Origin of the sequence: Salipiger bermudensis, assembly GCF_020171625.1 — a bacterium.
Classification (GTDB): Bacteria; Pseudomonadota; Alphaproteobacteria; order Rhodobacterales; family Rhodobacteraceae; genus Salipiger; species Salipiger bermudensis_B.
Genome location: NZ_JAIUZY010000004.1, coordinates 451,674 through 476,683 on the forward strand (window position 1 = coordinate 451,674; position 25,010 = coordinate 476,683).

Below are 25,010 nucleotides of genomic sequence, written 5' to 3' on the forward strand. Positions count from 1 at the left end.
TGTTGGGGCTAACCACTTGCAAGTGCCCCCCTGCTCCGGAGTAAGGCGGATCGGGGCTGACTTGTTCGGTTGCACGCGCAGTGCCTGCAAGCCGCGTTCGGCGTCGAGACGGGCGGCAAGACCAGTCCCGCCCGCACCGGTCTTGTCAGAAATCCTCCCACATCGCTGCATTGTCTCCGACGGCGCGCTTCATGGCCGTCTCACTCACCGCCGGGGGAGGCGGCACGTCGAGTTCCCCGATCGGCGCCGTCACCGGTGTGACCTCTTCGAGAGCGCCGGTCTCGGCGCCCATGAAGCGGTTGATCTGCGAGGTCAGGCGATCCGCCTCGCTGCTGAGTTGCTGGCTGGCCGAGCTCGTCTCGCCCACCATGGCGGCGTTCTGCTGGGTGACCTTGTCAAGCTCGGCAACGCCGACATTGATCTCCTGCAGCCCCGCCGCCTGCTCCTTGGCGGCGGACGCGATCTCGCCCACCATGTCGGAAACCTCGGTCACATAGCGCACGATATCCGACAGCGTCTCGCCGGTCTGCTCGACCAGATGGCCGCCATCCTTGACCTGCTGCGAACTGTTCGAGACCAGCGCCTTGATCTCGCGCGCCGACTCGGAGGCCCGCTGCGCCAGGGATCGCACCTCGGAGGCCACCACCGAGAAGCCTTTGCCGCTTTCTCCGGCGCGCGCCGCCTCGACCCCCGCGTTCAGCGCCAGAAGGTTGGTCTGGAAGGCGATATCGTCGATCACCCCAATGATCTGCGTGATCTGATCCGACGACGCCGCGATCGAGCTCATCGCGGTCAGCGCCCGCTCCATTACCGCGCCGCCCTCTTCGGCGCGCCGGCGTCCGGCCCCGGCGCGCTGGTCCGCCTCCTCGGCACGCTCCGCGGCGGCGCGAACGCTGCTCGACATCTCTTCGAGCGCGGCAGCGGATTCCTCGAGCGTGGCAGCCTGCACTTCGGAGCGGCGTGACATCTCGGTCGACATCGAGGACAGCTCTTGCGAGTTGCGTTGCACCATGTCCGACGAGTCGCGCAAGGACGAGACCAGATCGCCGATCTTTTCGGACAGCGCGTTGAAGTCGTTGCAGATCGCCTCGTAGCTCTCACCGAGATCGGACCATTCCGATGTGTCGATCCGGGCGTCTACCCGGCCCTGCGACAACCCGCCCATCGCGTCTCCGAGGGCCCGGAACAGGGCCGTCCGGCGCTCATTCGTGACACGCTCGCGCGCGGCCTCGTCATCGCCCGCGCGAAGCTTGTCGCGCAGCTCCTCGAGGTTGCGGGCGATCATGCCTGCCTCGTCGCCATATTCGGTGCCGCCGATCTCGGCCGCGTAATCGCCCTCGGCGAGGCGGTTGACCGAGGTGGCGGCGGTCTTGAAGGGCGTCGCCAGCACGCGGCCGAACACCATGACCAGAAGAAAGGAGGTCGCTGTCACCACAGCGAGCGACACCGCCAGCAGCCACTGACCCTGCTCCACCGCCTCGAGCGTCTCATCCTCGGTCACTTTGGTTTGCATGCGGACGACCTCCTGCATTTCGTCCACCTCCGCGATCACCGCAACCAGCCGCTCGTAAAGCGGGGCGATGTCGAGATTGGCAAAAGCGCGCTCCGCCCGGCTCCCCGCGATGGTCAGCAGGTCGTCCGAAAGCGTTGCGACATCGGCCCGCAGGCCTTCGAAACGCTCGTGGTAGTCGAGCCGGCGCGCGCGTTGCGACCACGGCTCGTTGAACGTGCCCTCCGAAGCGGAGATGTCGCGCGTGACCTCGGCAAGGTTGCCGATCAGGCTGTCGAACGCGCCCTCCTGCCCGGCCTGGGTGCGAAGAATATCGACGCGCGCCTGCTCGAGATCCTCGCGCACCCAAGCAATCAGCTCGTTCTGCCGGACCACATCGAAGGTGAAATGCACGTCGCGGGACACTGCATTCTGCATCTTCCACGACAGAACGCCGCTCGCCGCCATAAGCAGCACGAACACCATACCCAGGGCCAGGATCTGGATCCTGATGGAAAACCGTCTCATCACTGCCGCTATGCTCCTATTCCGAAGGCGCGCCGGGTGCGCCAGAACGTGAGCTAGCAGACAGGTGTAAACAAACCCTTCTAACGCGGCGGCCGCGCCGGCATTCGCGAGAGCTGAACCGCGAGGATGCCGGCGGTGATGATCGCCACGCCGACCACATCCATCCGGCCCATCGGTTCGCCCAGCAGAAGCGCCGCGATGGCCACGCCGAAGAACGGGTTGAGGAAGTGGAACGTCGCGGCGCGCGTGGCGCCGATGCGCTCGACCAGCAGCACCCAGACGAAAGTGGCCGCGACGCCCGGGATCAACACCGTGTAGGCAAAGGCCGCGATCAGCTCCCATGACCACGTCACCTCGGGCCGCTCAAAGGCCAGTGCCAGCGGCCAGAGCAGCGCACTGCCCACCAGCATCTGCAGCCCCACGATCATCATCACGTTGCCGCCGCCGATGGCGCCGCGCACCGACAGCGTGGCCACCGCCAGCGACAGCACGCCCAGCACGCAAAGCAGCACCCCGAACGGATCCGCCCCGCCCTGAAGCCGCGCGCCCATGATCAGCGTCACCCCAAGCACGCCTGCCAGCAAGCCGCCATAGCCCACCGGGCGCAGGCGTTCGCCGAGCCACAGCCAACTCGCCAGCGCCACGACCAGCGGCATGGTCGAGGCGACGATCGAGGCCAGCGACGCCTCGACGGTCTGCATGGCAACGAAATTCAGGCCTAGGTACAGGGCGTTCTGACACAGCCCGAAGATGATCGTGGCGCGCCATTGCGCCCGCGTCAGACGCCAACTCTGCCCCATCAGCCGGGCCAGCACCACCGCCAGCAGCCCCGAGATCAGGAACCGCAGGGCCAGCGTGCCGATCGGCGGGGCGGCACTGACGATGATACGGGCCGAGGTGAAGGCCGAGGACCACATGACCGCAAAGGCCAGCCCCATGAAAATCGCGCGCAAATCCATGAACATACTCCGTTTGCGCACCAATGACCTCAGCGCGCGGCAGGGTCAATCAGATGCACAGGCGCTCAGGTCCTGACAGGCTGCCGCGGACAGGTCGGGGGACGCCGCGCAGCGCACGCTCCGGGATGCCCCAGATGTCGGTTCTAAAGCGCGCGCCGTGCGTCGATATCCAACGCAGGCGTCCCGCCAGCACGGCGTCGGGCGCAAAAGAAAGCCCCGGCTGCATGCGCAGCCGGGGCCCATTGGTGCAGTGATGGTGCGGAACGCCTCAGTTCGGGCGGGTCGCCATCTCGGCGCGGATCTGCTGGCGCAGCACGTCGATCGGGACGACCTGCCCGTCCTTGCGGAAGTGCCAGTAGGTCCAGCCGTTGCACGAGGGCGCGCCCTCGAGATGCGCGCCGACCTGATGGATCGAACCCTTCACGTCATCGCCCACCAGCGTGCCATCGGCCCGCACCTTGGCGACCTTGCCGTTGGCCGAGACCAGCATCTCACCGGGGCGCAGCAGGCCGCGTTCGACCAGTTGGCCGAAGGGCACGCGCGGCTCGGCGCGCTTGGCGCGGGTCACCTCGAGCGAGGAGCGGTCATAGGCGCGCACATCGGCGATGCGGCGCTTGGCCACCTCGCGATAGGCCTCCTCGCGCTCGATGCCGATCCAGTCGCGGCCGAGCATCTTGGCCACCGCGCCGGTGGTGCCGGTGCCGAAGAACGGGTCGAGCACGACGTCGCCGGGATTGGTCGAGCCCACCAGCACGCGGTGCAGCAGGCTTGCCGGCTTCTGCGTCGGGTGCGCCTTGTCGCCGTTGGCATCCTTCAGGCGCTCACCGCCGTTGCAGATCGGCAGCACCCAGTCCGAGCGCATCTGGATGCCTTCGTTCAGCGCCTTCAGCGCCTCGTAGTTGAAGGTGTACTTCGCGCCCTCGCCCTTCGACGCCCAGATCATCGTCTCGTGGGCATTGGTGAAGCGCTTGCCGCGGAAGTTCGGCATCGGGTTCGACTTGCGCCAGATGACGTCGTTGAGGATCCAGTAGCCCGCATCCTGCAGGGCGGCGCCGACGCGGAAGATGTTGTGGTAGGAGCCGATGACCCAGATCGCGCCGTTGGGCTTGAGCAGCCGCTTGGCGGCGGCCAGCCACGCGCGGGTGAACTTATCGTAGACCTCGAAGGACGCGAACTGGTCCCAGTGATCGTCGACGGCATCGACGCGGCTATTGTCGGGCCGGTGCAGATCACCCCGCAATTGCAGGTTATAGGGCGGATCGGCAAAGATCAGATCCACCGACTCCGCGGGCAGACTGTTCATCATTTCGATGCAGTCCCCGGCCAGAATCGTGTTGATAGGGAGCGCTTCCGCGCTCTTCGGTTTGGTCATCGCGTTCATCTCTGCCTCAAGCCCTATGGTGCTTTTGCACTCGTTGGTTGGCCCTGATTTTGAGTCAAAGGTGATTCGCGGTCAATTTCTTTTTTGAATCAGTCACTTGTGAAATTCGCTTGCCACAAGATATTGTGTATCGGCTTGAAGGATCGCCTATGGTGAGGGGTCACTCCCAGATTTTGGAGGGCGTCCTTGTGCTTTTTCGACCCGTAGCCGGCGTTCGTCTCCCATCCATAGCCCGGATGTTGCAGCGCAAGCTCCCGCATAAGGCGATCTCGATGGCATTTCGCCACGATCGACGCGGCGGCGATGCTGACCGAGCGCCCGTCGCCCTTGATGATCGGCGTGGCGTGGCAGGGCAGCTGCGGGGGAACGAAGCGACCGTCGATCAGCGCGTGCTGCACCGGCTGGCCGAGATCGGTCACCGCCCGGTGCATCGCGAGAAGCGAGGCCTGCAGGATGTTGAGCTCGTCGATCTCCTCGACGGTGGCGACCCCGATGCTGACCTCGGCGCATTCATGCAGCCAGGCCGAGAGCTGCGCCCGACGCTTGATCGACAGTTTCTTTGAATCGTTGAGACCCGGCGGGATGCAGAGCGGGTCGAGCACGACAGCGGCGGCGACCACGGGGCCGGCGAGCGGGCCGCGGCCGACCTCGTCGACCCCGGCCACACGCAGGTTTTCTCCCCAGAGGGGCGTCTCGAACGAGTCGTCAGGTCCATCCATGCCGCCCATGAAGACCATGGGCGGCACGGGATCAAGGGCTCAGGCCTGCGGCGGCTGGCCGTTCGAGGCCGAAAGCCCGCCATCCACCGGCAGGTTCACCCCGTTGACGAAGCGCGCGTCGTCCGAGGCGAGGAAGGCGATCACGTCGGCGATGTCCTCGGGCTCGGCCGGGCGGCCCAGCGGAATCCGCTCGACGAACTTCGCCACCAGCTCGTCGTTGTCGAGCATACCGGCGGTGAGCTCGGTCTTGGTGAAGCTCGGGTTGACCGCGTTCACCCGTACCCCGCTGTCGCGCGCGTCGAGCGCCAGCGCGCGGGTCAGGTTGGTCACCGCGCCCTTGGCGGCGTTGTAGGCGTGCATCCCCCAGTCGCCGCCAGTCCCCGAGACCGACGAGGTCATCACGACGTTGCCCTTGCTGGCCTTGAGATCGCCCCACAGCGCCTTGGTCAGCCGCCAGACGCCGGTGACGTCGGTCTCCATGACCTCGGCAAAGCCGTCCTCGTCCACCTCTTCAATGCTGCCCATGACGGCAGTGCCGGCGTTGTTGACCAGCACGTCGACCCGGCCAAAGGCATCGCGGGCGGCCTTGGCGGCGGTCTCGACGCCCTCCTTGGTCGACAGGTCCGCAGGCACCACCTTGGCCGAGGGGATGTCTGCCGCCACCTCGTCGAGCTTCGACTGGGTGCGCGAGATCAGCACCACGTTGGCGCCCTCGCGGCCGAAACGGCGGGCGGTGGCCGCGCCGATGCCGGAGCTGGCGCCGGTGACGATGACGGTCTTGTTTTCGAAACGGGTCATCAGGTTGTCTCTCCTATCAATCCTTTGGAAAGACAACGGCAGCCGCCAACCTTCGTTCCGGCGGCGTCTTCGACCTGCAGCGCCCGCTCTTCTGCCTGCGGATCGGATGCGGTTCGGAGGGGCCGCGAGCGGGAGCACCGTCCTTGGCGCCACCGGCAGTGGGTGCCCCCCCTACTGCGTGGCAAGCACTGTCTTGCCGCCCCGCATCGACCAAGGCGCAAGGCTGTCGTGGCGGAGATCCGGCGCATTCCGCCAGACCGAAAGGCCCCTCCCGCAAGAGAAACCTCCCCCTGAACATGACAAAGGGCCCCGAAAGGGGCCCTTTGCGTGCAACGAAGCACGTGGCAACCGTGATGGTCGCGGTGGCCTCCCCGAAGGGAGGCCGACCGGATTACATCATGCCGCCCATTCCGCCCATGCCGCCCATGTCGGGCATTGCTGCGGGGGCGTCTTTCTGCGGCTTGTCTGCAACCATCGCCTCGGTGGTGATGAGCAGGCCTGCGATCGATGCCGCATCTTCCAGAGCGGTGCGGACGACCTTTGCCGGGTCGATCACGCCGAACTTGAACATGTCGCCATATTCGTCGGTCTGAGCGTTGTAGCCGAACTTGAGATCTTCGCTTTCGCGGATCTTGCCAGCCACGACCGAGCCGTCGACGCCCGCGTTCTGGGCGATCTGACGCAGCGGAGCTTCCAGAGCCTTGCGCACGATGGTGATGCCGGCGTTTTGGTCGCTGTTGGCGCCTTCCAGCCCATCGAGGGACTTGGCACCCTGCACCAGGGCGACGCCGCCGCCGACCACGATGCCTTCCTGAACGGCCGCGCGGGTCGCGTTCAGGGCGTCATCGACGCGGTCCTTGCGCTCTTTCACTTCCACTTCGGTCATACCGCCGACGCGGATCACGGCAACACCGCCTGCCAGTTTGGCAACGCGCTCTTGCAGCTTCTCACGGTCGTAGTCCGAGGTGGTCTCTTCGATCTGGGTGCGGATCTGCGAAACGCGCGCCTCGATCTCTGCCTTCTCGCCGTGGCCGTCGACGATGGTGGTCTCGTCCTTGGAGATGGTCACGGTCTTGGCGGTGCCCAGCATGTCCATGGTCACGGACTCGAGCTTCATGCCGAGATCTTCCGAGATCACCTGGCCGCCGGTCAGGATCGCGATGTCCTGCAGCATGGCCTTGCGGCGGTCGCCGAAGCCCGGTGCCTTGACGGCTGCAATCTTGAGGCCGCCGCGCAGCTTGTTGACCACGAGGGTCGCCAGCGCTTCGCCTTCGACGTCTTCCGCGATGATCAGCAGCGGCTTCTGCGACTGGATCACCTGCTCAAGCAGCGGCACGAGCGGCTGCAGCGACGAGAGTTTCTTCTCGTGCAGCAGGATCATGCAGTCGTCGAGCTCTGCAATCATCTTGTCGGCGTTGGTCACGAAGTACGGCGACAGGTAGCCGCGGTCGAACTGCATGCCTTCGACGACGTCGGTCTCGGTCTCGAGGCCCTTGTTCTCTTCGACGGTGATGACACCCTCGTTGCCGACCTTCTGCATCGCGTCGGCGATCTGACGGCCGATCTCGGCCTCGCCGTTCGCGGAGATGGTGCCGACCTGAGCGACTTCACCCGAGTCGTTGACCGGGCGGGCAGCAGCCTTGATCGCTTCGACGACCTTGGCGGTTGCCAGGTCGATGCCGCGCTTGAGGTCCATCGGGTTCATGCCCGCTGCGACCGACTTCATGCCTTCCTTGACGATGGCCTGGGCCAGCACGGTGGCGGTGGTGGTGCCGTCGCCTGCTTCGTCGTTGGTGCGGGAAGCGACTTCCTTCACCATCTGGGCGCCCATGTTCTCGAACTTGTCTTCCAGTTCGATTTCCTTCGCCACGGACACACCGTCCTTGGTGATGCGCGGAGCGCCGAAGGATTTGTCGAGCACAACGTTGCGGCCTTTCGGGCCGAGGGTCACCTTCACCGCGTCGGCGAGGATGTTCACACCACGGAGCATACGCGTACGGGCGTCGGTATCGAACTTCACGTCCTTTGCAGACATCTGTCAGTTCTCCTGAATTCTGTTGGGAATTGGCGGGCGCACCCGCCGGTCAGTGCTTGGAAGCGGATCTCAGGCAGCAGCAGTGATGCCGAGAATGTCCGATTCCTTCATGATCAGCAGCTCTTCGCCATCGATCGAGACCTCGGTGCCCGACCACTTGCCGAACAGGACGCGGTCGCCTTCCTTGACGGCCATGTCGATCAGCTCGCCGCTATCCTTGCGCGCGCCTTCGCCACATGCGACCACGACGCCCTCGGCGGGCTTCTCCTTGGCGCTTTCGGGGATGATCAGACCACCCTTGGTCTTCTCGTCGCTCTCAACGCGGCGGACCAGCACGCGGTCATGAAGCGGTTTGAATGCCATCTTCGAGTACTCCTGGCTCAAAGTTTGTCCCTGTACGGCCCCTTGCGGAGCCGTTAGCACTCACCTCTTCTGAGTGCTAACGACGCATAGCTAGGCACCGTCGCGAGTCGTGTCAACGGGGCCGCCCGGAAAAATCGTCTCGCTCCGAACGCCGCCCGACCCTCACGTAAGACCGATTTCTCCGCACAAAAGGCGCTGCGCCGAAATTCGCCGACAGCGTTGGGAGCTGACGCGCCAATGGTGATGCGCGAGACAATCCCCTTGGCATCCTCGGACGTTCCGTGAAATGGTATACCAAATGAAACGCCTGCGCGTCCGCCAGCCCGAGAGCCTGCCATGCCGATCCATCCCGCCGCCTCCGTTCAGGTGCCGCACGCCGCCGCCCGCCCAGCCCCCGACAACATGAAGGGCATCGTGCTGATCACGCTGGGCTTCGTGTGCTTCGGCGCGACCGACGCCATGGCCAAGCTGCTGACCACCGAGCTGCCGCCGCTGCAGGTGGTCTGGATGCGCCAGCTCGGGCTGTTCGCGGGCGTCATGCTGATGGTGGCGCTGCGCGGCCTGCACGTCATGCGCACCCGGCACCCGGTCATCCAGATATCGCGCGGGGTGCTGGCGACCTGCTCTGCCGCGTTCTTCATCCTCGCGGTGCAGCACGTGCCGCTTGCCGATGCGACCGCCGTGACCTTCATCGCGCCCTTCATCGTCACCGTGATCGGCGGCGTGCTCCTGAAAGAGCCGGTCGGCTGGCGCCGCTGGGCCGCCGTGGCGGTGGGCTTCCTCGGCATGTTGATCGTGATCCGCCCCGGAATGGGCGTGTTCCACCCGGCGATCTTCATCACCATCGCCGCCGCGACCGCCTTCGCCGCCCGCCAGATCCTGTCGCGCATGCTCAGCGGCGACGACACCATCGCCACCACGGTGGCCTACACCTCGATCACTTCGACCTTGCTGCTGACCCTGCCCATTCCCTTCGTCTGGGAGATGCCCGCCCAAGGCTGGATCTGGCTCGTCGGCGCAGCGATGGCGCTTTGCGCCGCCACCGGCGAGATCTTCATCATCCGCGCGCTCGACGTGGCGCAGGCGGTGGTGGTGGCGCCGATGCAGTACTCGATGATCCTATGGAGCACGCTTTACGGCTTCCTGCTGTTCGCCGACCTGCCGGACCTCTGGACGCTGGTCGGCTGCGCCGTGATCGTGGCCTCCGGGCTCTACACGCTGAACCGCGAGCGCGTCGTCGCCAAGCGCGAGCGCAAGGCTCGACAGGCGCTCGCCGCCGAGGCCGCGGCCCGCGCCGAAGACATCTGAGCTACCAGCTATAGGCCCAGTGGGTGAGGCCGGCGCGGCCCGCTTCGTTGATCGAATAGACCCCGGTTTCGACCTTGTCGAACCAGCCGTAATGGTTGTCGCGCATGATCCGTGTCGCCTCCTTCACGCCGGTCGCCGAGACCACGTCGCGGCCCCGGCTGGCGCCATGCTCGGCCAGATGCGCGGCACAGCGCAGCGCGTCCTGCCGGTAGCCTGTGACGATGCCGTGCCGGGTCGCACCGCCGGCATTCGGGTCGCCCTCGATGCGCTGGAACTCCCGCAACAGCCGCGCCTGCTTGCGCTTGTTCTTGCGCGGCGCGTAAGGCCCCGGATCGCACAGCACCTCGGCCCGGCCCTCCCTGACCACGATGAAGCCAAGCCCCAGCCTGCGGCACAGCGCGAGATTGTCCTTCAGCGCCCGCCGCGCGCTCCGCCCCGCGGGCTTGGGCACCGCGATATAGACCGCGTCGCTCACCGTCAGCCGCGCCACCGCCTGATGATACAGCGCCAGCGAGATCTTCAGCTTCAGCTCGACGATGACAGGCGGCTCCGCGCCACGCAGCGCCACGAGATCGGCGGCGCCGACCTCGCCCTTCACCTCGTAGCCCTGCCCCGTCAGAAGCGCCTTTACCGGCGCGTAGAGTTCACTTTCCCGCTGCATGGCGCAGACACTGGCCCCGCCGCTTGCCGCTGTCCATCCCCTGCCCTAGCCTGCGCCGAGCCTGTTGCCACGTCAGCCCGGAGATCCCATGCGCCTGATCCTTGCCGCTCTGCTCGGCCTCACCGTCGCGCCCGCCGCCCATGCCGCCTGCGAGGGCGCCGACCTGCGCGACACCCTGAGCGCAACCGAGCGCTCCCGCCTCGACGCCGAGCTTGCCGACATGCCCTACGCCACCGGCAACCACTGGCGCGCCGAGAAGGACGGTGAGGTCATCCACCTGATCGGCACCATGCATCTGAGCGACCCACGCCTCGACGCGCCGGTCGACCGGCTGCGCCCGGTCATCGCCGAGGCCGGCGCGCTGTTGCTCGAGATGCCGCAGGCCAAGCAGGCCAAGCTGATGCAGGCCATGGCCGACCGGCCCGAACTGCTGCTTCTGACCGAGACCACCCTGCCCGAGATCATGCCCGAAGACGACTGGCAGGCGCTCTCCGAGGCCGCCGGCGCGCGTGGCATCCCAGCGGTCATGGCGGCCAAGTTCCGGCCCTGGTACCTGTCGATGATGCTGGCCATCCCCGCCTGTGCACAGGCCGCGATGAAGGAGCAGAACGGGCTCGACGTGCGGCTCGAGGCGCTGGCCGAGGCCGCCGGCGTGCCGACCCTGCCGCTCGAGCCGTTCGACACCGCCTTCGGCATCTTCAACGACGCACCGCTCGAGGAGCAGGTCGAGATGATGTCTCTCTCGCTCGCCACCGCGGATCAGGGCGCCGACGGCATGGCCACCACCGTCGCCGCCTATTTCGACGAGCGGCCGGGCGAGATGTGGGCGCTGTCCGGCATCCTCACGGAGCGCAGCGACATGGTCACGCCCGACGAGGCACAGGCCATGCTCGACGAGACCAACGAAGCGCTGCTGGCGCAGCGCAACCGCGACTGGCTGCCGGTGATCCTCGAGACCGCGGCCACCACCGAAGGACCGGTGATCGCCGCCTTCGGCGCCGCCCACCTGCCGGGGGCCGAGGGCGTGGCGCAGCTGCTCGAAGACGAAGGGTTCACGCTGACGCGCGAACCCTTCTGAGATCAGGCGGCCAGCCCGCGCCCCCTGAGCAGCGCCTCGACGCCGGGCATCCGGCCACGGAACGCGGTGTAGAGGTCTTCCGCCTCCTGCGAGCCGCCCTTCGACAGGATGAAGCGCTCGAGCTTCTCCGCCGTGGCGGGATCGAAGGCGTCGCCGGCTTCTTCGAAAGCGGCGAAGGCGTCGGCGTCCATCACCTCGGACCACATGTAGCTGTAATAGCCGCTGGAATAGCCGTCGCCCGCGAAGACGTGGGCGAAATGCGGCGTCGCGTGGCGCATGGTGATGGCCTGCGGCATCCCGATGCCGCGCAGGATCTCGGCCTGCCGCGCCATCGGATCGCCCGGCGCCGCGCCGGAGTGGAACTCCAGATCGACCAGCGCCGAGGCCACGTATTCCACCGTCTGGAAGCCCATGTCGAAACTCGCCGCCGCCAACACCTTGTCGAGCAGCGCCTCTGGCATCGGCGCACCGGTCTCGGCGTGGGTGGCGAACTCCTCGAGCACACGCGGCACCTCGAGCCAGTGCTCGTAAAGCTGGCTCGGCAGTTCGACGAAATCGCGCGCCACCGAAGTCCCCGAGACCGAGCCGAACTGGACGTCCGACAGGATCTGGTGCAGCGCGTGGCCGAACTCGTGGAACAGCGTGCGCGCGTCATCATAGGACAGCAGCGCCGGTTTGCCCTGGGACGGCTTGGCGAAGTTGCACACGTTGACCACGATCGGCGTCTCGACCCTGGGCCGCTTCGCCTGGCTGCGCATCGCCGAGCACCACGCCCCCGAGCGTTTCGACGCCCGCGCGAAATAGTCGCCGATGAACACCGCGAGATGCTGCCCGTTGCGCGTCACCTCCCAGGCCCGGCAATCGGGGTGGTAGAGCGCCACGTCGAGCGGCTTGAACTCCAGCCCGAAAAGCCGGTTGGCGCAGGTGAACGCCGCCTCGATCATGCGCTCGAGCTGCAGGTAGGGCTTGAGCTCGGCCTCGTCGAGATCGTGCAGCGCGCGGCGGCGCTTCTCGGCGTAGTAGTGCCAGTCCCAGGGCTGCAGCGCGTCATTGAGGCCGTCCTCGCGCAGCATCTCCTCCATCTCGGCGGCATCGCGCAGCGCCTGCGCCCGGGCCGGCTCCCAGACCTGCATCAGCAGCTCCCGCACCCGGTCGGGCGTGCCCGCCATCTCGGTCTCGAGCTTGAAGGAAGCGAAATCGGCATAGCCCAGCAGCTTGGCGCGTTCCTCGCGCAGCGCGAGCACCTCGGCGGCGATGCCGCGGTTGTCGGTCTCGCCGCCATTGGCCCCGCGCGCCGCCCAGGCCTCGAACGCGGTCTGCCGCAGATCCCGACGCGGGCAGAATTGCAGGAACGGCGTGATGAGCGAGCGCGACAGCGTCACCACCGGCCCGTCCTGCCCCAGCGCCTCGCCGGCGGAGCGCGCCGCATCGACCACGAAGCCCGGCAGCCCCTCGAGGTCGTCTTCTGAGAGCGGCATGAACCACGTGGCCTCGTCCTTGAGCAGGTTCTGAGTGAACTCGGTTCCCAGCACCGCCAGCCGCGACTTCACCGCCTTCATGCGCTCCGCCTCTGCGCCTTCGAGCGCCGCGCCGGCACGGACGAAGCCGCGATGCGTGAGGTAGAGCACCCGCGCCTCCTCGTCCGACAGGCCGAGCTCCTCGCGCCGTGCCCAGAGATCAGCCACGCGCCCGAAGAGCCGCGCGTTGGCATAGATCGCCGAGCTGTGCGCCGCGAGCTTCGGCGAGAAGTCCCGCTGCAGCGCCTGCCGCGCGTCGTTGCTGTCGGCCCCGGCGACCGAGAAGAACACCGACAGCACCTTGTCGAGCGCCTCGCCGGCGCCCTCCATTGCGAGGATGGTGTTATCAAAGGACGCCGGCTCGGGGTTGTCCGCGATGGCCTCGATCTCGGCCAGATGCGCCGCCAGCGCCTGCTCGAAGGCGGGGGCGAAGTCCTCGTCCGAAATGCGGTCGAAGGGCGCGATCTCGAACGGCGTGTCCCAGTCGGCAAGCAGCGGGTTGGTCATGTGCGGAACTCCTTTTGCCCCAAAGCTAAGCCCGCCCCGCCGCGACGACAATGCCCGCGCCCAACAATCCCCGCCCCGCCGAACGCCCCCACCTTCTCTTCGTCAAACATACGCCCGCCGAAGGCGACCGACCCTGTCGCCCGCACGGTGCCTCCCCAAAGACGCAACACCCAAAAAAGGACGAGGAGAGCAACGCCCACCACCCGGCCGAACGCCCCCGTCTTCTCTTCGTCAAAAATACTCCCGCCGGAGGCACCCCCCTACCACCCACGCGACCTTCCCCGAAAACGCGCAACGCCCCAACCAAGGCGGGCAAGGGAACACCCCCACCGAACGCCCCGATCTTCTCTCCGTCAAAAACACTCCCGCCGGAGGCAGCCTCCGTGCCACCCACGCGGCTCTCCCCGAAAACGCGCAACGCCCCAACCAAGGCGGACAAAGGCGCACCCCCACCGCCCCGCCGAACGCCCCGATCTTCTCTTCGTCAAAAATACTCCCGCCGGAGGCATCCGACGCGAACACGCGCGCAGCGCCGGATCGAACGGCCCGGCCTCACCAAACCAGCGACCAACCACAAGCACGCCGCCCGCGGCTCAGCCGCAGACCGGGCAGCCTTCGCGTCGCTTCAGCGCGATCTTGCGGGTTTCGCCCCAGAGCGCGTCGTAGATCAGCATCTCGCCCAGCAGCGGCTGGCCGGCCCCGGCGATCAGCTTCACCGTCTCCACCGCCATCATCGCGCCCACCACGCCCGGCAGCGGGCCGAGCACACCGGCCTCAGCGCAGGAGGGTGCCAACCCCGGCGCGGGGGCCTCCGGGAACAGACACTGGTAGCAAGGCGTGCCCCTGGCGGGATCGAAGACTGAAAGCTGGCCCTCCCACTGGCTCAGCGCGCCCGAAACCAGCGGCTTGCCCGCGGAGACCGCCGTGCGGTTGCTGAGGTAGCGGGTCTCGAAATTGTCGGTGCCGTCGAGGATCACGTCATACTCGGCGAACAGCAGCCCGGCGCTCTCGGCGTCGAGCCGACGGTGATAGGGCCGCACCTCGACGTAAGGGTTCTGCGCCTGCATCGCCGCCTGCGCCGAGAACACCTTGGGCATCCCGATGCGGTCGTCGCTGTGGATCACCTGCCGCTGCAGGTTGGCGTTCTCGACCACGTCGTCATCGACCACGCCGATGGTGCCGACCCCGGCCGCAGCGAGGTATTGCAGCGCCGGCGCGCCCAGCCCCCCGGCGCCGATCACCAGCACCTTTGCCTCGCGCAGCGCCTTCTGCCCCGGCCCGCCCAGCTCGCGCAGCACGATGTGGCGCGCGTAGCGCTCGAGCTCCGCCTCGCTGAACCGCCCGCGCCGCTCGGGCGTGGCGGGCGCCCGGTCGGCTTCGCGCGTCACCGCCCGCGCCTTCACCCGGCGCAGCACCAGCGCGTAGGCCAGCGCCAGCGCCGCGAAGCCGCCGAGAATGGCCCAGAATGCCGGGCTCTCGCCGGTGGCCATGCGCAGCGGGTGGCCGTCGGGCAACACCAGATGCAGCGCGAGCAGCGCCACGTAGAGCAGCCCCAGCATATAGAGCCGCGCCTGGCGCGAAGCCCCCATCAGCCGCCCCAGCCCCCAGATTGCCGCCGCGATGACGAGGACCAGAAGCATCAGGAGACGCCCGTCGAGCCGAAGCCGCCAACGCCGCGCGCGGTCTCGGGCAACGCGTCGACCAGATCGAAGCCCGCCTGCACCACCGGTGCGGCCACCATCTGCGCAATGCGGTCGCCATGGGCGATGGTGAAGGGCGCGTCGCCGGCGTTCATCACGATCACACCGAGCGGGCCGCGATAGTCGCTGTCGATGGTGCCGGGGCTGTTGGGCAGGGTGATGCCGTGCTTCAGCGCCAGCCCCGAGCGCGGGCGGATCTGCACCTCCCAGCCCTCGGGGATCGCCAGCCGGAGCCCGGTCGGGACCTGCGCCCGCGCCCCCGGCGCCAGCACCACCTCGCCCCGGTCGGGCAGGTTGGCGCGCAGGTCCGCACCCGCCGCGCCCGTGGTCGCATAGGCCGGCAGCCCCAGCGCCTGATCCGCGCCCTCGTCCCACATCACTGCAATTGTCACCACGTCCGCATGTCCTCTTGATCGTTCTGTCCCCGCGGGGACGTGTTCAGGATCGGCTCCGTCCCCACGGGGACAGGGTCAGGCGCCCAGAGCCTCGGCGATCCGCGCCGCCAGCCGCTCTGCCACCGCGCGCTTGTCCATGCGCGGCCACGGCTCGGCGCCCGCCTCCGAGATCAGCACCACAGCGTTCTCGCTGCCGCCCATGATGCCCGTGGCCGGGCTCACGTCGTTGGCGAGGATCCAGTCGCAGCCCTTGCGCCACCGCTTTGCGGTGGCATTGGCAACCACGTCGTCGGTCTCGGCGGCAAAGCCCACCACGAGGCCGGGGCGCTCGTCGCCCAAGGCCGAGACCTCGGCGAGAATGTCGGGGTTTTCCGCAAACTCAAGCACCGGCAGCCGGCCCGCCTGTTTCTTGATCTTCGAGCCGGAGGCCTGCGCCACGCGCCAGTCCGCCACCGCGGCGGCGAACACGCCCACCGCGACCGGCAGCGCGCCCAGCACCGCGGCGCGCATCTCGAGCGCGCTTTCGACCTCGATCACCTCGACGCCCGTAGGCCGGGCCTTCTCGGCCGGGCCGGTGACGAACACCACCTCGGCCCCGAGATCGCGCAGCGCCTCGGCGATGGCCGTGCCCTGCGCGCCCGAGGAGCGGTTGGCGATGTAGCGCACCGGATCGATCGGCTCGTGGGTGGGGCCGGAGGTGACCAGCACCCGCCGGCCCTTCAGCGGCCCGTCGGCCAGCGCCCGCTCGACCGCCGCCACGATCTGCGGCACCTCGACAAGGCGCCCCCGCCCGTATTCGCCGCAGGCCATGTCGCCTTCGTCGGGGCCGATCACGGTGATGCCGTCGCGCTTCAGGGTGTCGAGATTGCGCTGCGTGGCCGGGTGCTCCCACATCCGCACGTTCATCGCGGGGGCAATCATCACCGGCGTGTCGGTGGCCAAGAGCAGCGTGGAGGCCAGATCGCTTGCAGATCCCTGCGCCATCTTGGCCATCAGGTCCGCCGTGGCAGGTGCGACCAGCACCAGATCCGCCACGCGCGAGAGCTGGATATGGCCCATCTCTGCCTCGTCGGTGAGATCGAAGAGATCGGTATAGACCTTCTCGCCGGCCAGCGCGCTCACCGAGAGCGGCGTGACGAATTCGCGCGCGGACGACGTCAGCACCGGGGTGACCGCGGCGCCGCGCTCGCGCAGGCGCCGGATCAGCTCGAGCGCCTTGTAAGCCGCGATGCCGCCGCTGATGATGAGAAGAATTCGCTTGCCTGACAGCATTCCGCGCCACTCCCTTGCCCGTCACCTCTCCTGTTAAGGCGCGGGCCGGGAAAACTCAATTGGCCGGAGGCTCGCCGCCATCGAAGGCCGCGCAGGGATCGTCGCGCTCGACCGCCTCGGTCTCTTCCGTGAGGTCGAAGCTGCCGTCCAGCGCGTCGCGTCCGGCCTCGCCCTGCCCGAGCGCGACTACGGGCACTTCGGGCGCCGCCATCGCGATCATCGCGGGCGCGCCCCAGTCGGTGCGGGCATGACCGTTGCCGGTGATCACCACCACCGGGGCGCCATGCATCGACAACGCCTCGAGCGCGGTCTCGGCCAGACGGGCATCGCGCAGGCGCTGGATGTCGACCATCACCGGCAGCATATCGAGGGGAAGCGCGTCGCAATGGGCGGCCATCTGCTGCGCCTCGCGCTCAGCCTGTTCCTCCGGCGCAAGGTCCTGATCGAGGCCGTAGAAGCCCGCGCTCGGGCCGAAGACGCGGTCGCGCGGCTCGTCCTGAACGCGGCGCGCCTCTTCGCGGGGCATCGCGGCGCCGAAGATGGCGGCTTCGCCGGCCGCCTTGAAGATCGGGTAATACATCGAGAAGTCCGGCCAGCCGGACTCTTCCCACTCGAGCAGCTCGGCCAATGTCGCCTCGTCCGCCAGATCTTCGGGATGGATGGTTGCGGCCTGCTCGTTGGTCAGCATCTCGAAGACCACGGCCACGGGCCTAATCTCGGCCACGAGCTCTGACTGCCGCACATGGTGGGCGGGGTTGTCATGCACCTCGCCCAGAAACACCACATGCGCGTCTTCCAAAGTCGGCGCGCCCGCCTGCGGGTCGGCCTCCTCCTGCGCCGCTGCTGCGGTCGCAAGCAGGGTCAGGCCAAGAAGCTGGGCACAAAGCTGGAGGGGTCGCATCATGCGAGGAACTGTGCCACCTCACGCGACTGGGCTTCAAGCGACTTCCGCATCTTCACGAAGGCGGCGGCCTCGAGCTGACGGACCCGCTCTTTCGACAGGCCAAGCTCCTGCCCGAGGCTTTCGAGCGTGCGGCTCTCGTCGCGCAGCTTGCGCTCGCGCACGATGAAACGTTCGCGGTCATTGAGACCGGTCAGCGCGACCACCAGCCACTCGCGCAGCTGGTTGTTGTCGAGCTTGCCCTCGACCAGCGAGGCGCTCTGCTCGCCGTCATCCTCGAGCGTGTCGATCCATTCGCGGCCATCTTCGTCGGTGGACTGCGTGGCGTTGAGCGAGAAGTCCGAGCCCGACAGGCGCCCGTCCATCATCTCGACATCGTGCAGCGGCACGCCGACTTCCTTGGCGATGGCCGCGTGCAGCGTGTGACGCTCCAGCGAGCGACCTTCGGCGGCCGCCTCGCGCTCGAGCCGGGCCTGCACCCTGCGCATGTTGAAGAACAGCGACTTTTGCGAGGAGGTGGAGCCCGTCCGAACCATCGACCAGTTGCGCATCACGTAATCCTGGATGCTGGCCTTGATCCACCACACGGCGTAGGTCGAGAAGCGCACGCCACGGTCGGGGTCGAACTTGTCGGCGGCCTTCATCAGGCCAAGCCCGGCTTCCTGGATCAGGTCACCCATCGGAGCGCCATAACGTTTGAACTTCGCCGCCATCGAGATCGCCAGCCGCATGTAGGCATTGATCAGCCGGTGCAGCGCCGCTTCGTCGCGATGGTCGCGCCAGGCGTAGGCAAGCCTGAGTTCCGTCTCCGCGTCCAGAAGTTCTGCCTTCATCGCCTTGCGGGAGAGGGTCTGATCGTTGAAAGACTCGACTGCCATACGGGGTCCCCATCGGTTATTGGACGGGCTGCCCCGTCGTCTCGCACACGCTTGTTTCTGTGCAACGTCACAACTCGGCAAATGGTTGCCGCAGCGGGCAGATTTTTTCGCCCGACGCGGGAACCCGCGCACGCCATGGGGAGCCATGCGCCGGTTTTCAAAGCGTGTCTGCGCGCCAGAGGGGGAAAGGCAGAGCCGGCCCGCATCGCAGTATCTAATCCGGCGCGAAGCGCTGTCCAGCCCCGCCAACCCCTTGAAATAAATAGATTCCAGATTAGTGACCCGTCACACCCCTAAAAAGGGAGCAAGGCACAGGCGGGCCCGGGTGGCCTGGTTTGCGCTGAGTTGATCAGTCAGCGGGACGCGTCTCATCACGTTCCCGCGAGGACGCGCCTTGGCGTGCCATTTACGATCCGCGAGCGGACCCGCCTCGGGCTGTGATCGGCATAAGACTGCCAAAAGCGTCGCTCTCGGGAACCGAGATTAACCACTTTCTAACCAATAGCGCTGCACCCTCGCCGGAGACAGGAGGAAGGACCGAGCGTGACCGCCCTTGCCTACACGGTGGCTTTCGAGGGCGTCGAGGCCCGCCCGGTCGAGGTGCAATGCGCGGTCAGCCCGGGCGTGCCGGCCTTTGCCATCGTCGGCCTGCCGGACAAGGCCGTCTCCGAAGCGCGCGAGCGGGTGCGCGCCGCGCTCACCGCCATGGCCATCGCCCTGCCCTCCAAGCGGATCACCGTGAACCTGTCGCCCGCCGACATGCCGAAGGAAGGCTCGCATTTCGATCTTCCCATCGCGCTCGCCCTGCTCGCCGCGCTGGAGATCCTGCCCCAGGACGAGGTCGCGCGGACCATGGCGCTCGGGGAGCTGGCGCTCGACGGCATGCTGGTTGCGGTGCCCGGCGCTCTGCCAGCCGCGATGACCGCCGCCGAGGAAGAGCGCTCCCTGCTCTGCCCGCTCGCCTCCGGCCCCGAGGCCGCCTGGGTCGGGGCCTGCCGGGTGCTCGCCGCCCGCAGCCTGACCGAGGTGGTGCGCCATTACAGCGGCGCCGCCCCCATCGCCCCGGCCAGCGCCCCGCCCCGACCAGCCATCGCGACCTGCGCGACGTCAAGGGACAGGAGCGTGCCAAGCGCGCGCTCGAGATCGCCGCCGCCGGGCGGCACCACCTGATCCTCGTGGGCACGCCCGGCTCGGGCAAATCGATGCTGGCGGCGCGCATGGCCGGTATCCTGCCGCCGCTCACCGCCCCCGAGGCGCTCGAAACCTCGATGATCCATTCGCTGGCCGGGCTGCTCGACGAGGGCGGCATCTCACGCGCGCGGCCCTACCGGGCGCCGCATCACACCGCCTCGATGGCGGCGATCATCGGCGGCGGGCGGCGGGCCAGCCCCGGCGAGGTCAGCCTCGCCCATAACGGCGTGCTGTTCATGGACGAGTTTCCCGAGTTCCCGCGCACGGTGCTCGAAACCCTGCGCCAGCCGATCGAGAGCGGCGAGGTCATGGTCTCGCGCGCCAATGCCCATGTCAGCTACCCCAGCCGCTTCCTGCTGGTCGCCGCTGCCAACCCCTGCCGCTGCGGCCATCTCACCGACCCGGCCCGCGCCTGTTCGCGGGCGCCGGCCTGCGGCGAGGACTATCTCGGCCGCATCTCCGGGCCGCTGATGGACCGCTTCGATCTGCGCATCGAGGTGCCGCCCGTGGCCTTCACCGATCTCGACCTGCCTGCCTCGGGCGACAGCTCGGCCACCGTGGCCGCCCGGGTCGAAGCGGCGCGCGCGCGACAGGCCGAGCGGTTCGCCGGCCACACCGGCCTGCGCACCAACGCCGATGCCGAGGGGCAACTGCTCGAGGAGATCGCGGCGCCGGACGAAGAGAGCCGCGCGCTGCTGCTGCGCGCCTCGGACCGCTTCGGCCTCTCGGCGCGCGGCTATCACCGCATCCTGCGCGTCGCGCGCACCATCGCCGATCTCGCCGGCGACGACGCGCTGCGCCGCCCGCACGTGGCCGAGGCGCTGAGCTACCGGCTGGTCGCCGCGAGGCAGGACTGAGCGAAGCGGGCCGCAAGCCGCAGCGTGGCGCGCGCCTCGGGAATCCAGCCGTCGAAGACCGGCCAGGCATGGGGCGCGTCGGGCACTTCGTGCAGGGTGACCGCGGCGCCCTGTTCGCGCAGGCGGGCCGCCATGCTGCGGGCGTCATCGGCGAGGATCTCGGTCGCGGAGTGGCAGATCAGCACCGGCGGGCAGCCGGGAAAGGCGCCGTAGAGCGGCGAGATGCGCGGGTCCTTTGGATCGGTGCCGGCCAGCACGATGTCGCAGAGCTCCTCGATGCGGGCGGCCGGCAGGAAGGGATCGGCGGCAGCATTGTCGCGCAGGCTCGCGCCGGTCCTGGCGAGATCGGTCCAGGGCGAGAAGGCAATGACGCCCGCAGGCGGCGTGCCGTCGGCGCAAAGCCGCGCCAGCAGCGCCAGCGCCAGCCCGCCGCCGGCGGAGTCGCCCGCCAGCACGATGCGATCGGGCCGGTAGCCCAGCGCGAGGCAGCGCTGCCACGCCCCAAGCGCGGCCTCGAAGGCGGCGGGAACCGGGGCGTCCTGCGCAAGGGGATAATCGGGCGCGCAGATCTCGACCCGCGCCAAGCTCGAGAGCCGCGCGATCAGGCCCTGATGGGTGGCAGGGCTGCCCGAGATGTAGCCGCCGCCGTGGAAGTAGAGGATCAGCTTGCCCGGCAGGCAGGGGCCGGCGCTGATCCAGTGCAGCCCGCCGGGACGGGCAAGGTGACGCAGATACGGCGGCTGCCGCAGCACCTGCGCGCCCAGATATCGAAACTCGCGCTCCGCCGCGCCCGGACCTGCCGTCCGCGCCAGCCGCGGCTTGACCGCGAGGCGCAGAAAGAGGTTAAGCGCGACGAGGCGCCGGCTCATCCGCGCTTGGCTTCGATCGCCTGCCAGATCTTGCCGGCGACGTTGACGCCGTCGAAGCGCTCAAGCTCCTGGATGCCCGTGGGCGAGGTGACGTTGATCTCGGTCAGCCAGTCGCCGATCACGTCGATGCCGACGAACACCTGCCCCTTCTCACGCAGGACCGGGCCGATCGTCGCGCAGATTTCGCGGTCACGCTCGGTCAGCTCGACCTTCTCGGGGCGGCCGCCCACATGCATATTCGAGCGCACCTCGTTGGCTGCCGGCACCCGGTTGATCGCGCCTACCGGCTCGCCGTCGACGAGGATCACCCGCTTGTCGCCCTTGGTCACCGCCGGCAGGTATTTCTGCACGATCAGCGGCTCGCGCGAGAACCCGGTAAAAAGCTCGTAGAGCGAGCTGAGGTTGCGGTCGTTTTCGTCGAGGCGGAACACGCCGGCCCCGCCATTGCCGTAGAGCGGCTTGAGGATGATGTCGCCGTGCTTTTCCTTGAACGCGCGGATGGTCTCGAGATCGCGGGCCACGGTGGTGGGCGGCGTCAGCTCGGGAAAGTTCAGCACCAGCAGCTTCTCCGGCGAGTTGCGCACCCAGAACGGATCGTTGACCACCAGCGTATCGGGCCCCAACCGCTCGAGCAGGTGCGTGGTGGTGATGTAGTGCATGTCGAAGGGCGGATCCTGCCGGAGCCAGACCACGTCGACCTCGGAGAGGTCGATCAGCTCGAGCGGACCAAGCTCGGCATGGTCGCCCTGCACCCGCTTCACCTTGAGCGTGCGCGCCCGCGCCATGATCCGGCCTTCCTGGAAGGAGAGGTGATCGGGCAGGTAGTAATACAGTTCGTGCCCGCGCGCCTGAGCTTCCTCGGCCAGACGAAACGTGCTGTCTGCGTTGATGTCGATCGGACCGATCGGGTCCATCTGAAAGGCGATTTTCATGGGGTCTCCCGCTCTGGCTTTGGCCATACATGGCCCAGAGACCCGGGACTGGCAATGCCCCCTCAGGGGCCAAGGGCGTTCTCGACCACGCGGATCATGCCCTGCGCGTTCATCAGTGCCACGTCGAAGCGCATCTCGGTGAGCGAGCCGCGCGGCTGGGTGCCGGCGAATTCCTCGCCGGCGCGCAGCAGGCGCGCGATCTGGCGGGACGACAGGCGCTGCATCGCGCCATCGAAGCTTCGGCTTTTCTTGACCTCGACGAAGATCAGCCCGTCGCCATCGTGCAGGATGAGATCGATTTCGCCGCAGCGGCCACGCCAGCGCTGCCCGGCCACGCGGAAGCCGCGGCGCTCATAATCCTGCGCCACCTGCGCCTCGGCGGAGAGGCCTGCGCGATGACCAGTGGCCCCGCGTTCGGCGCGCGTGCGGCGACCATCGTCCCGCACCGGCACCGGGGTCGAGAAATCGAACCTGAGCTGTTGGCCCATCATCGACATTGAGCCCCCTTTCCGGGGATCAGCCCCCGTCTTCGGCCCGCTCCTTGGCCAGCGCCATGGCACGCTGGTAGACCGGGCGCCGTTTCACGCCGTACATGCCCGAGACCGCATCGGCGGCATCGCGCACCGACATCGTCAGCAGCGCCTCGGACAGGGACTGGTCTAGGTCAGATTCGCTAATTTCCTCTGAATCGCCTTTGCCGATAAGCACCACGATCTCGCCCTTGGGGGGCGCATCCGCGTAGGCCTCGGCAAGCTCGGCGAGGCTGCCCTCGCGGCACTCCTCGAAGCGCTTGGTGAGTTCGCGGCAGACCGCCGCGGGGCGGTCCGGGCCAAGCGCCGCGGCGGCGTCCGCCAGCATCGCGCCCAGCCGTTTGGGCGACTCGTAGAAGGCCAGCGTTGCCGGCACCGCGCGAAGCTCATCGAGCGCCTTGCGCCGCGCACCGGAGGCATTCGGGAGGAACCCTCCGAACAGGAAACGGTCGGTCGGAAGACCGGCGATGGTCAGCGCCGCGATCACCGCCGAGGCGCCCGGTGCGGTGGTCACCGGCCACCCGTCCTCGCGGGCGGCGCGCACCAGATCGAAGCCCGGATCCGAGATCATCGGCGTGCCGGCCTCGGAGGCATAGGCGACCGAACGGCCCTCGGCCAGCGCCCCGAGCAGTCTCGGGCGCACCTTGCCGCCGTTGTGATCGTGATAGGCGAGCACCGTGCGATCGCCCAGCGGCACGCCATGAATTTCGAGCAGGCGGCGCAGGCTGCGGGTGTCCTCGGCCGCCAGCACGTCGGCATCGCGCAGGATGTCGAGCGCGCGCAGCGTGATGTCGCGCGCGTTGCCGATCGGGACCGCCACCATGTAGAGCCCCGGCGCCAATCCGCGCCTTTCCGGATTCATCTCTGGACCCATCCCCTTGCTGGACTATGATCCCCCGTAAATCCACGCGGGCTTCAACCCGCGCATCTGAACGAGGGAGTTCACCACCATGTTCGCCGTTTTGTCCCGCGCCCGCAAGGCGCTCTGCACCGCTGCCGTTGTGGCAGGCGCAGGCCTACTCACCGCCTGCGACGTCTCCACGATGACCGATCTCGGTGCATCGAACAGCGGCGGCCCGCGAATCAACCCCAACGAGAGCGTGCGCGTGGCCCTGCTGGTCCCGCAAAGCGATCCCGGCGCCGGCAGCATCGCCCGCGATCTTGAGAACGCCGCCCGCCTCGCCATCGCCGATCTCGACGGGGTGACCATCGACCTCGCGGTCTATGACACCGCCGGCTCAGGCGCCACCGCCGCGGTGCAGGCGCAGCGCGCGGTCGACGAAGGCGCCAAGATCATCCTCGGGCCGCTGCGCGGCGAGGTCGCCGTCGAGGCCAGCAAGGTGGTCGCCGACGAGGGCGTCAACGTGCTCGCCTTCTCGAACAACCCCTCGATCGCCGGCGGCAACCTCTTCGTGCTTGGGCCGACCTTCGAGAACACCGCCGACCGCCTGATGCAGTACGGCCGCGGCAATGGTCTCAAGAGCATCGCGATCCTGCATTCCGAGGACGTGCCCGGCCAGTTCGGCCGCAACGCCATCCAGCAGGCCGCCTCGAATAACGGCGTGCGCGTCGCCACCGTGCAGCCCTACCCCCTCAGCGTCGAGGGCGTGACCGGCACCGCGCAGTCGATGGGCGACGTCGCCCGCAACTCGGGCGCGGACTCGGTGTTCATCACCACCGACGCCACCAACGCCGCCATGCCGCTGCTGCTGCAGGTGATGCCCGAGAACGGCCTCGACCCGGCCGAGTTCCAGTATATCGGCCTGACCCGCTGGGACGTGAAGCCCGAGATCTTCGCCTATCCGGGCGCCGAGGGCGCATGGTTCGCCATCCCCAACCAGTCGATGCAGCGCAGCTTCACCTCGCGCTACAGCGCCGCCTATGGCGCGAACCCGCACCCGCTTGCCGGTCTGGCCTTCGACGGGATTGCCGCCGTCGGCGCGCTGGTGAAGCAAGGTCGCGGGGATGCCCTCACCGGGCGCGCCCTGACGCAATCCGCTGGTTTCCAAGGCACGGGCGGTGTATTCCGGCTGAAACGCGATGGCACCAACGAACGTGGTCTGGCCGTCGCGACCGTGCGCAACAACCAGATGGTGATCCTTGACCCTGCCCCCTCCAGCTTCTCCGGCGCAGGTTTCTGAA

Annotated in this window: 21 protein-coding genes and 1 pseudogene; 4 read left to right on the top strand and 18 right to left on the bottom strand. The window is 68.0% G+C overall.

Annotated features, from left to right (window positions below; all coding sequences use genetic code 11):
- Positions 1 to 145: 145 nt before the first annotated feature.
- The 7 genes from LCM15_RS08795 to LCM15_RS08825 all read right to left on the bottom strand — a co-directional run bounded on the left by LCM15_RS08795 (position 146) and on the right by LCM15_RS08825 (position 8,272).
- Entirely contained in the window at positions 146 to 2,017 is a 1,872-nt protein-coding gene (locus LCM15_RS08795; protein WP_224855470.1) for a methyl-accepting chemotaxis protein, read from the bottom strand.
- Positions 2,018 to 2,097: 80 nt separating this feature from the next.
- Positions 2,098 to 2,976 (bottom strand): DMT family transporter, encoded by an 879-nt coding sequence (locus tag LCM15_RS08800; protein WP_224855472.1) that lies wholly within the window; start codon positions 2,974 to 2,976, stop codon positions 2,098 to 2,100.
- Between the two features lie 268 nt (positions 2,977 to 3,244).
- Positions 3,245 to 4,357: a site-specific DNA-methyltransferase gene (locus LCM15_RS08805; RefSeq protein WP_224855474.1), complete on the bottom strand. Its 1,113-nt coding sequence runs from the start codon at positions 4,355 to 4,357 to the stop codon at positions 3,245 to 3,247.
- A gap of 89 nt (positions 4,358 to 4,446) precedes the next feature.
- A complete protein-coding gene (locus LCM15_RS08810) occupies positions 4,447 to 5,094 on the bottom strand; it encodes a ribonuclease HII (protein ID WP_224855476.1) in 648 nt (215 codons plus the stop codon).
- 21 nt (positions 5,095 to 5,115) lie between these two features.
- Positions 5,116 to 5,874 (bottom strand): SDR family NAD(P)-dependent oxidoreductase, encoded by a 759-nt coding sequence (locus LCM15_RS08815; RefSeq protein ID WP_224855478.1) that lies wholly within the window; start codon positions 5,872 to 5,874, stop codon positions 5,116 to 5,118.
- 391 nt (positions 5,875 to 6,265) lie between these two features.
- Positions 6,266 to 7,909 carry a chaperonin GroEL gene (gene groL, locus LCM15_RS08820; RefSeq protein ID WP_224855480.1) on the bottom strand — a complete coding sequence of 548 codons (1,644 nt, stop codon included), beginning with the start codon at positions 7,907 to 7,909 and terminating at the stop codon, positions 6,266 to 6,268.
- Positions 7,910 to 7,978: 69 nt separating this feature from the next.
- A complete protein-coding gene (locus LCM15_RS08825) occupies positions 7,979 to 8,272 on the bottom strand; it encodes a co-chaperone GroES (protein WP_224855482.1) in 294 nt (97 codons plus the stop codon).
- A 336-nt stretch (positions 8,273 to 8,608) separates the two neighbouring features.
- Between LCM15_RS08825 and LCM15_RS08830 the strand changes: the two genes are divergently transcribed.
- Positions 8,609 to 9,580, top strand: a complete 972-nt coding sequence (locus LCM15_RS08830) for a DMT family transporter (protein WP_224855484.1) — start codon at positions 8,609 to 8,611, stop codon at positions 9,578 to 9,580.
- 1 nt (position 9,581) lies between these two features.
- On the opposite strand, the gene LCM15_RS08835 is transcribed toward LCM15_RS08830, so the two are convergent.
- Positions 9,582 to 10,241: a DUF2161 domain-containing phosphodiesterase gene (locus LCM15_RS08835; protein WP_224855486.1), complete on the bottom strand. Its 660-nt coding sequence runs from the start codon at positions 10,239 to 10,241 to the stop codon at positions 9,582 to 9,584.
- Between the two features lie 88 nt (positions 10,242 to 10,329).
- Here LCM15_RS08835 and LCM15_RS08840 point away from each other — a divergent pair, with 88 nt between their 5' ends.
- A complete protein-coding gene (locus tag LCM15_RS08840; RefSeq protein ID WP_224855488.1) occupies positions 10,330 to 11,319 on the top strand; it encodes a TraB/GumN family protein in 990 nt (329 codons plus the stop codon).
- A 2-nt stretch (positions 11,320 to 11,321) separates the two neighbouring features.
- Here LCM15_RS08840 and LCM15_RS08845 read toward each other — a convergent pair whose 3' ends face one another.
- The 6 genes from LCM15_RS08845 to LCM15_RS08870 form a co-directional block, all read right to left on the bottom strand.
- The gene (locus LCM15_RS08845) at positions 11,322 to 13,343 is read right to left on the bottom strand and encodes a M3 family metallopeptidase (protein ID WP_224855490.1); all 2,022 of its coding nucleotides are present in this window, start codon (positions 13,341 to 13,343) and stop codon (positions 11,322 to 11,324) included.
- A gap of 593 nt (positions 13,344 to 13,936) precedes the next feature.
- Positions 13,937 to 14,983 (bottom strand): HesA/MoeB/ThiF family protein, encoded by a 1,047-nt coding sequence (locus tag LCM15_RS08850; protein WP_224855492.1) that lies wholly within the window; start codon positions 14,981 to 14,983, stop codon positions 13,937 to 13,939.
- Positions 14,983 to 15,420 (bottom strand): dUTP diphosphatase, encoded by a 438-nt coding sequence (gene dut / locus LCM15_RS08855; RefSeq protein WP_263619600.1) that lies wholly within the window; start codon positions 15,418 to 15,420, stop codon positions 14,983 to 14,985. The genes LCM15_RS08850 and dut overlap by 1 nt, the downstream gene beginning before the upstream one ends.
- 93 nt (positions 15,421 to 15,513) lie before the next feature.
- Entirely contained in the window at positions 15,514 to 16,710 is a 1,197-nt protein-coding gene (gene coaBC, locus LCM15_RS08860; RefSeq protein WP_224855496.1) for a bifunctional phosphopantothenoylcysteine decarboxylase/phosphopantothenate--cysteine ligase CoaBC, read from the bottom strand.
- A 55-nt stretch (positions 16,711 to 16,765) separates the two neighbouring features.
- Entirely contained in the window at positions 16,766 to 17,614 is an 849-nt protein-coding gene (locus tag LCM15_RS08865) for a ChaN family lipoprotein (RefSeq protein ID WP_224855498.1), read from the bottom strand.
- The gene (locus LCM15_RS08870) at positions 17,611 to 18,489 is read right to left on the bottom strand and encodes an RNA polymerase factor sigma-32 (RefSeq protein WP_224855500.1); all 879 of its coding nucleotides are present in this window, start codon (positions 18,487 to 18,489) and stop codon (positions 17,611 to 17,613) included. Before LCM15_RS08870 ends, LCM15_RS08865 begins: the two co-directional genes overlap by 4 nt.
- 543 nt (positions 18,490 to 19,032) lie before the next feature.
- Here LCM15_RS08870 and LCM15_RS08875 point away from each other — a divergent pair.
- Positions 19,033 to 20,537: pseudogene (locus LCM15_RS08875) on the top strand (YifB family Mg chelatase-like AAA ATPase).
- Here the strand turns inward: LCM15_RS08875 and LCM15_RS08880 are convergent.
- From LCM15_RS08880 to rsmI, 4 genes are all read right to left on the bottom strand, one after another.
- Positions 20,507 to 21,406, bottom strand: coding sequence for an alpha/beta hydrolase (locus LCM15_RS08880; RefSeq protein ID WP_224855502.1), 900 nt, complete (start codon positions 21,404 to 21,406; stop codon positions 20,507 to 20,509). The pseudogene LCM15_RS08875 and the gene LCM15_RS08880 sit on opposite strands and share 31 nt — an antisense overlap.
- Complete coding sequence (gshB, locus tag LCM15_RS08885) at positions 21,403 to 22,338, bottom strand: glutathione synthase (protein WP_224855504.1); 936 nt, start codon at positions 22,336 to 22,338, stop codon at positions 21,403 to 21,405. Before gshB ends, LCM15_RS08880 begins: the two co-directional genes overlap by 4 nt.
- A gap of 62 nt (positions 22,339 to 22,400) precedes the next feature.
- Positions 22,401 to 22,835 carry a YraN family protein gene (locus LCM15_RS08890; protein WP_224855506.1) on the bottom strand — a complete coding sequence of 145 codons (435 nt, stop codon included), beginning with the start codon at positions 22,833 to 22,835 and terminating at the stop codon, positions 22,401 to 22,403.
- A 19-nt stretch (positions 22,836 to 22,854) separates the two neighbouring features.
- Entirely contained in the window at positions 22,855 to 23,730 is an 876-nt protein-coding gene (gene rsmI, locus LCM15_RS08895) for a 16S rRNA (cytidine(1402)-2'-O)-methyltransferase (RefSeq protein ID WP_224855508.1), read from the bottom strand.
- 88 nt (positions 23,731 to 23,818) lie between these two features.
- Between rsmI and LCM15_RS08900 the strand changes: the two genes are divergently transcribed.
- A complete protein-coding gene (locus LCM15_RS08900; RefSeq protein WP_224855510.1) occupies positions 23,819 to 25,009 on the top strand; it encodes a penicillin-binding protein activator in 1,191 nt (396 codons plus the stop codon).
- Position 25,010 lies beyond the last annotated feature (1 nt).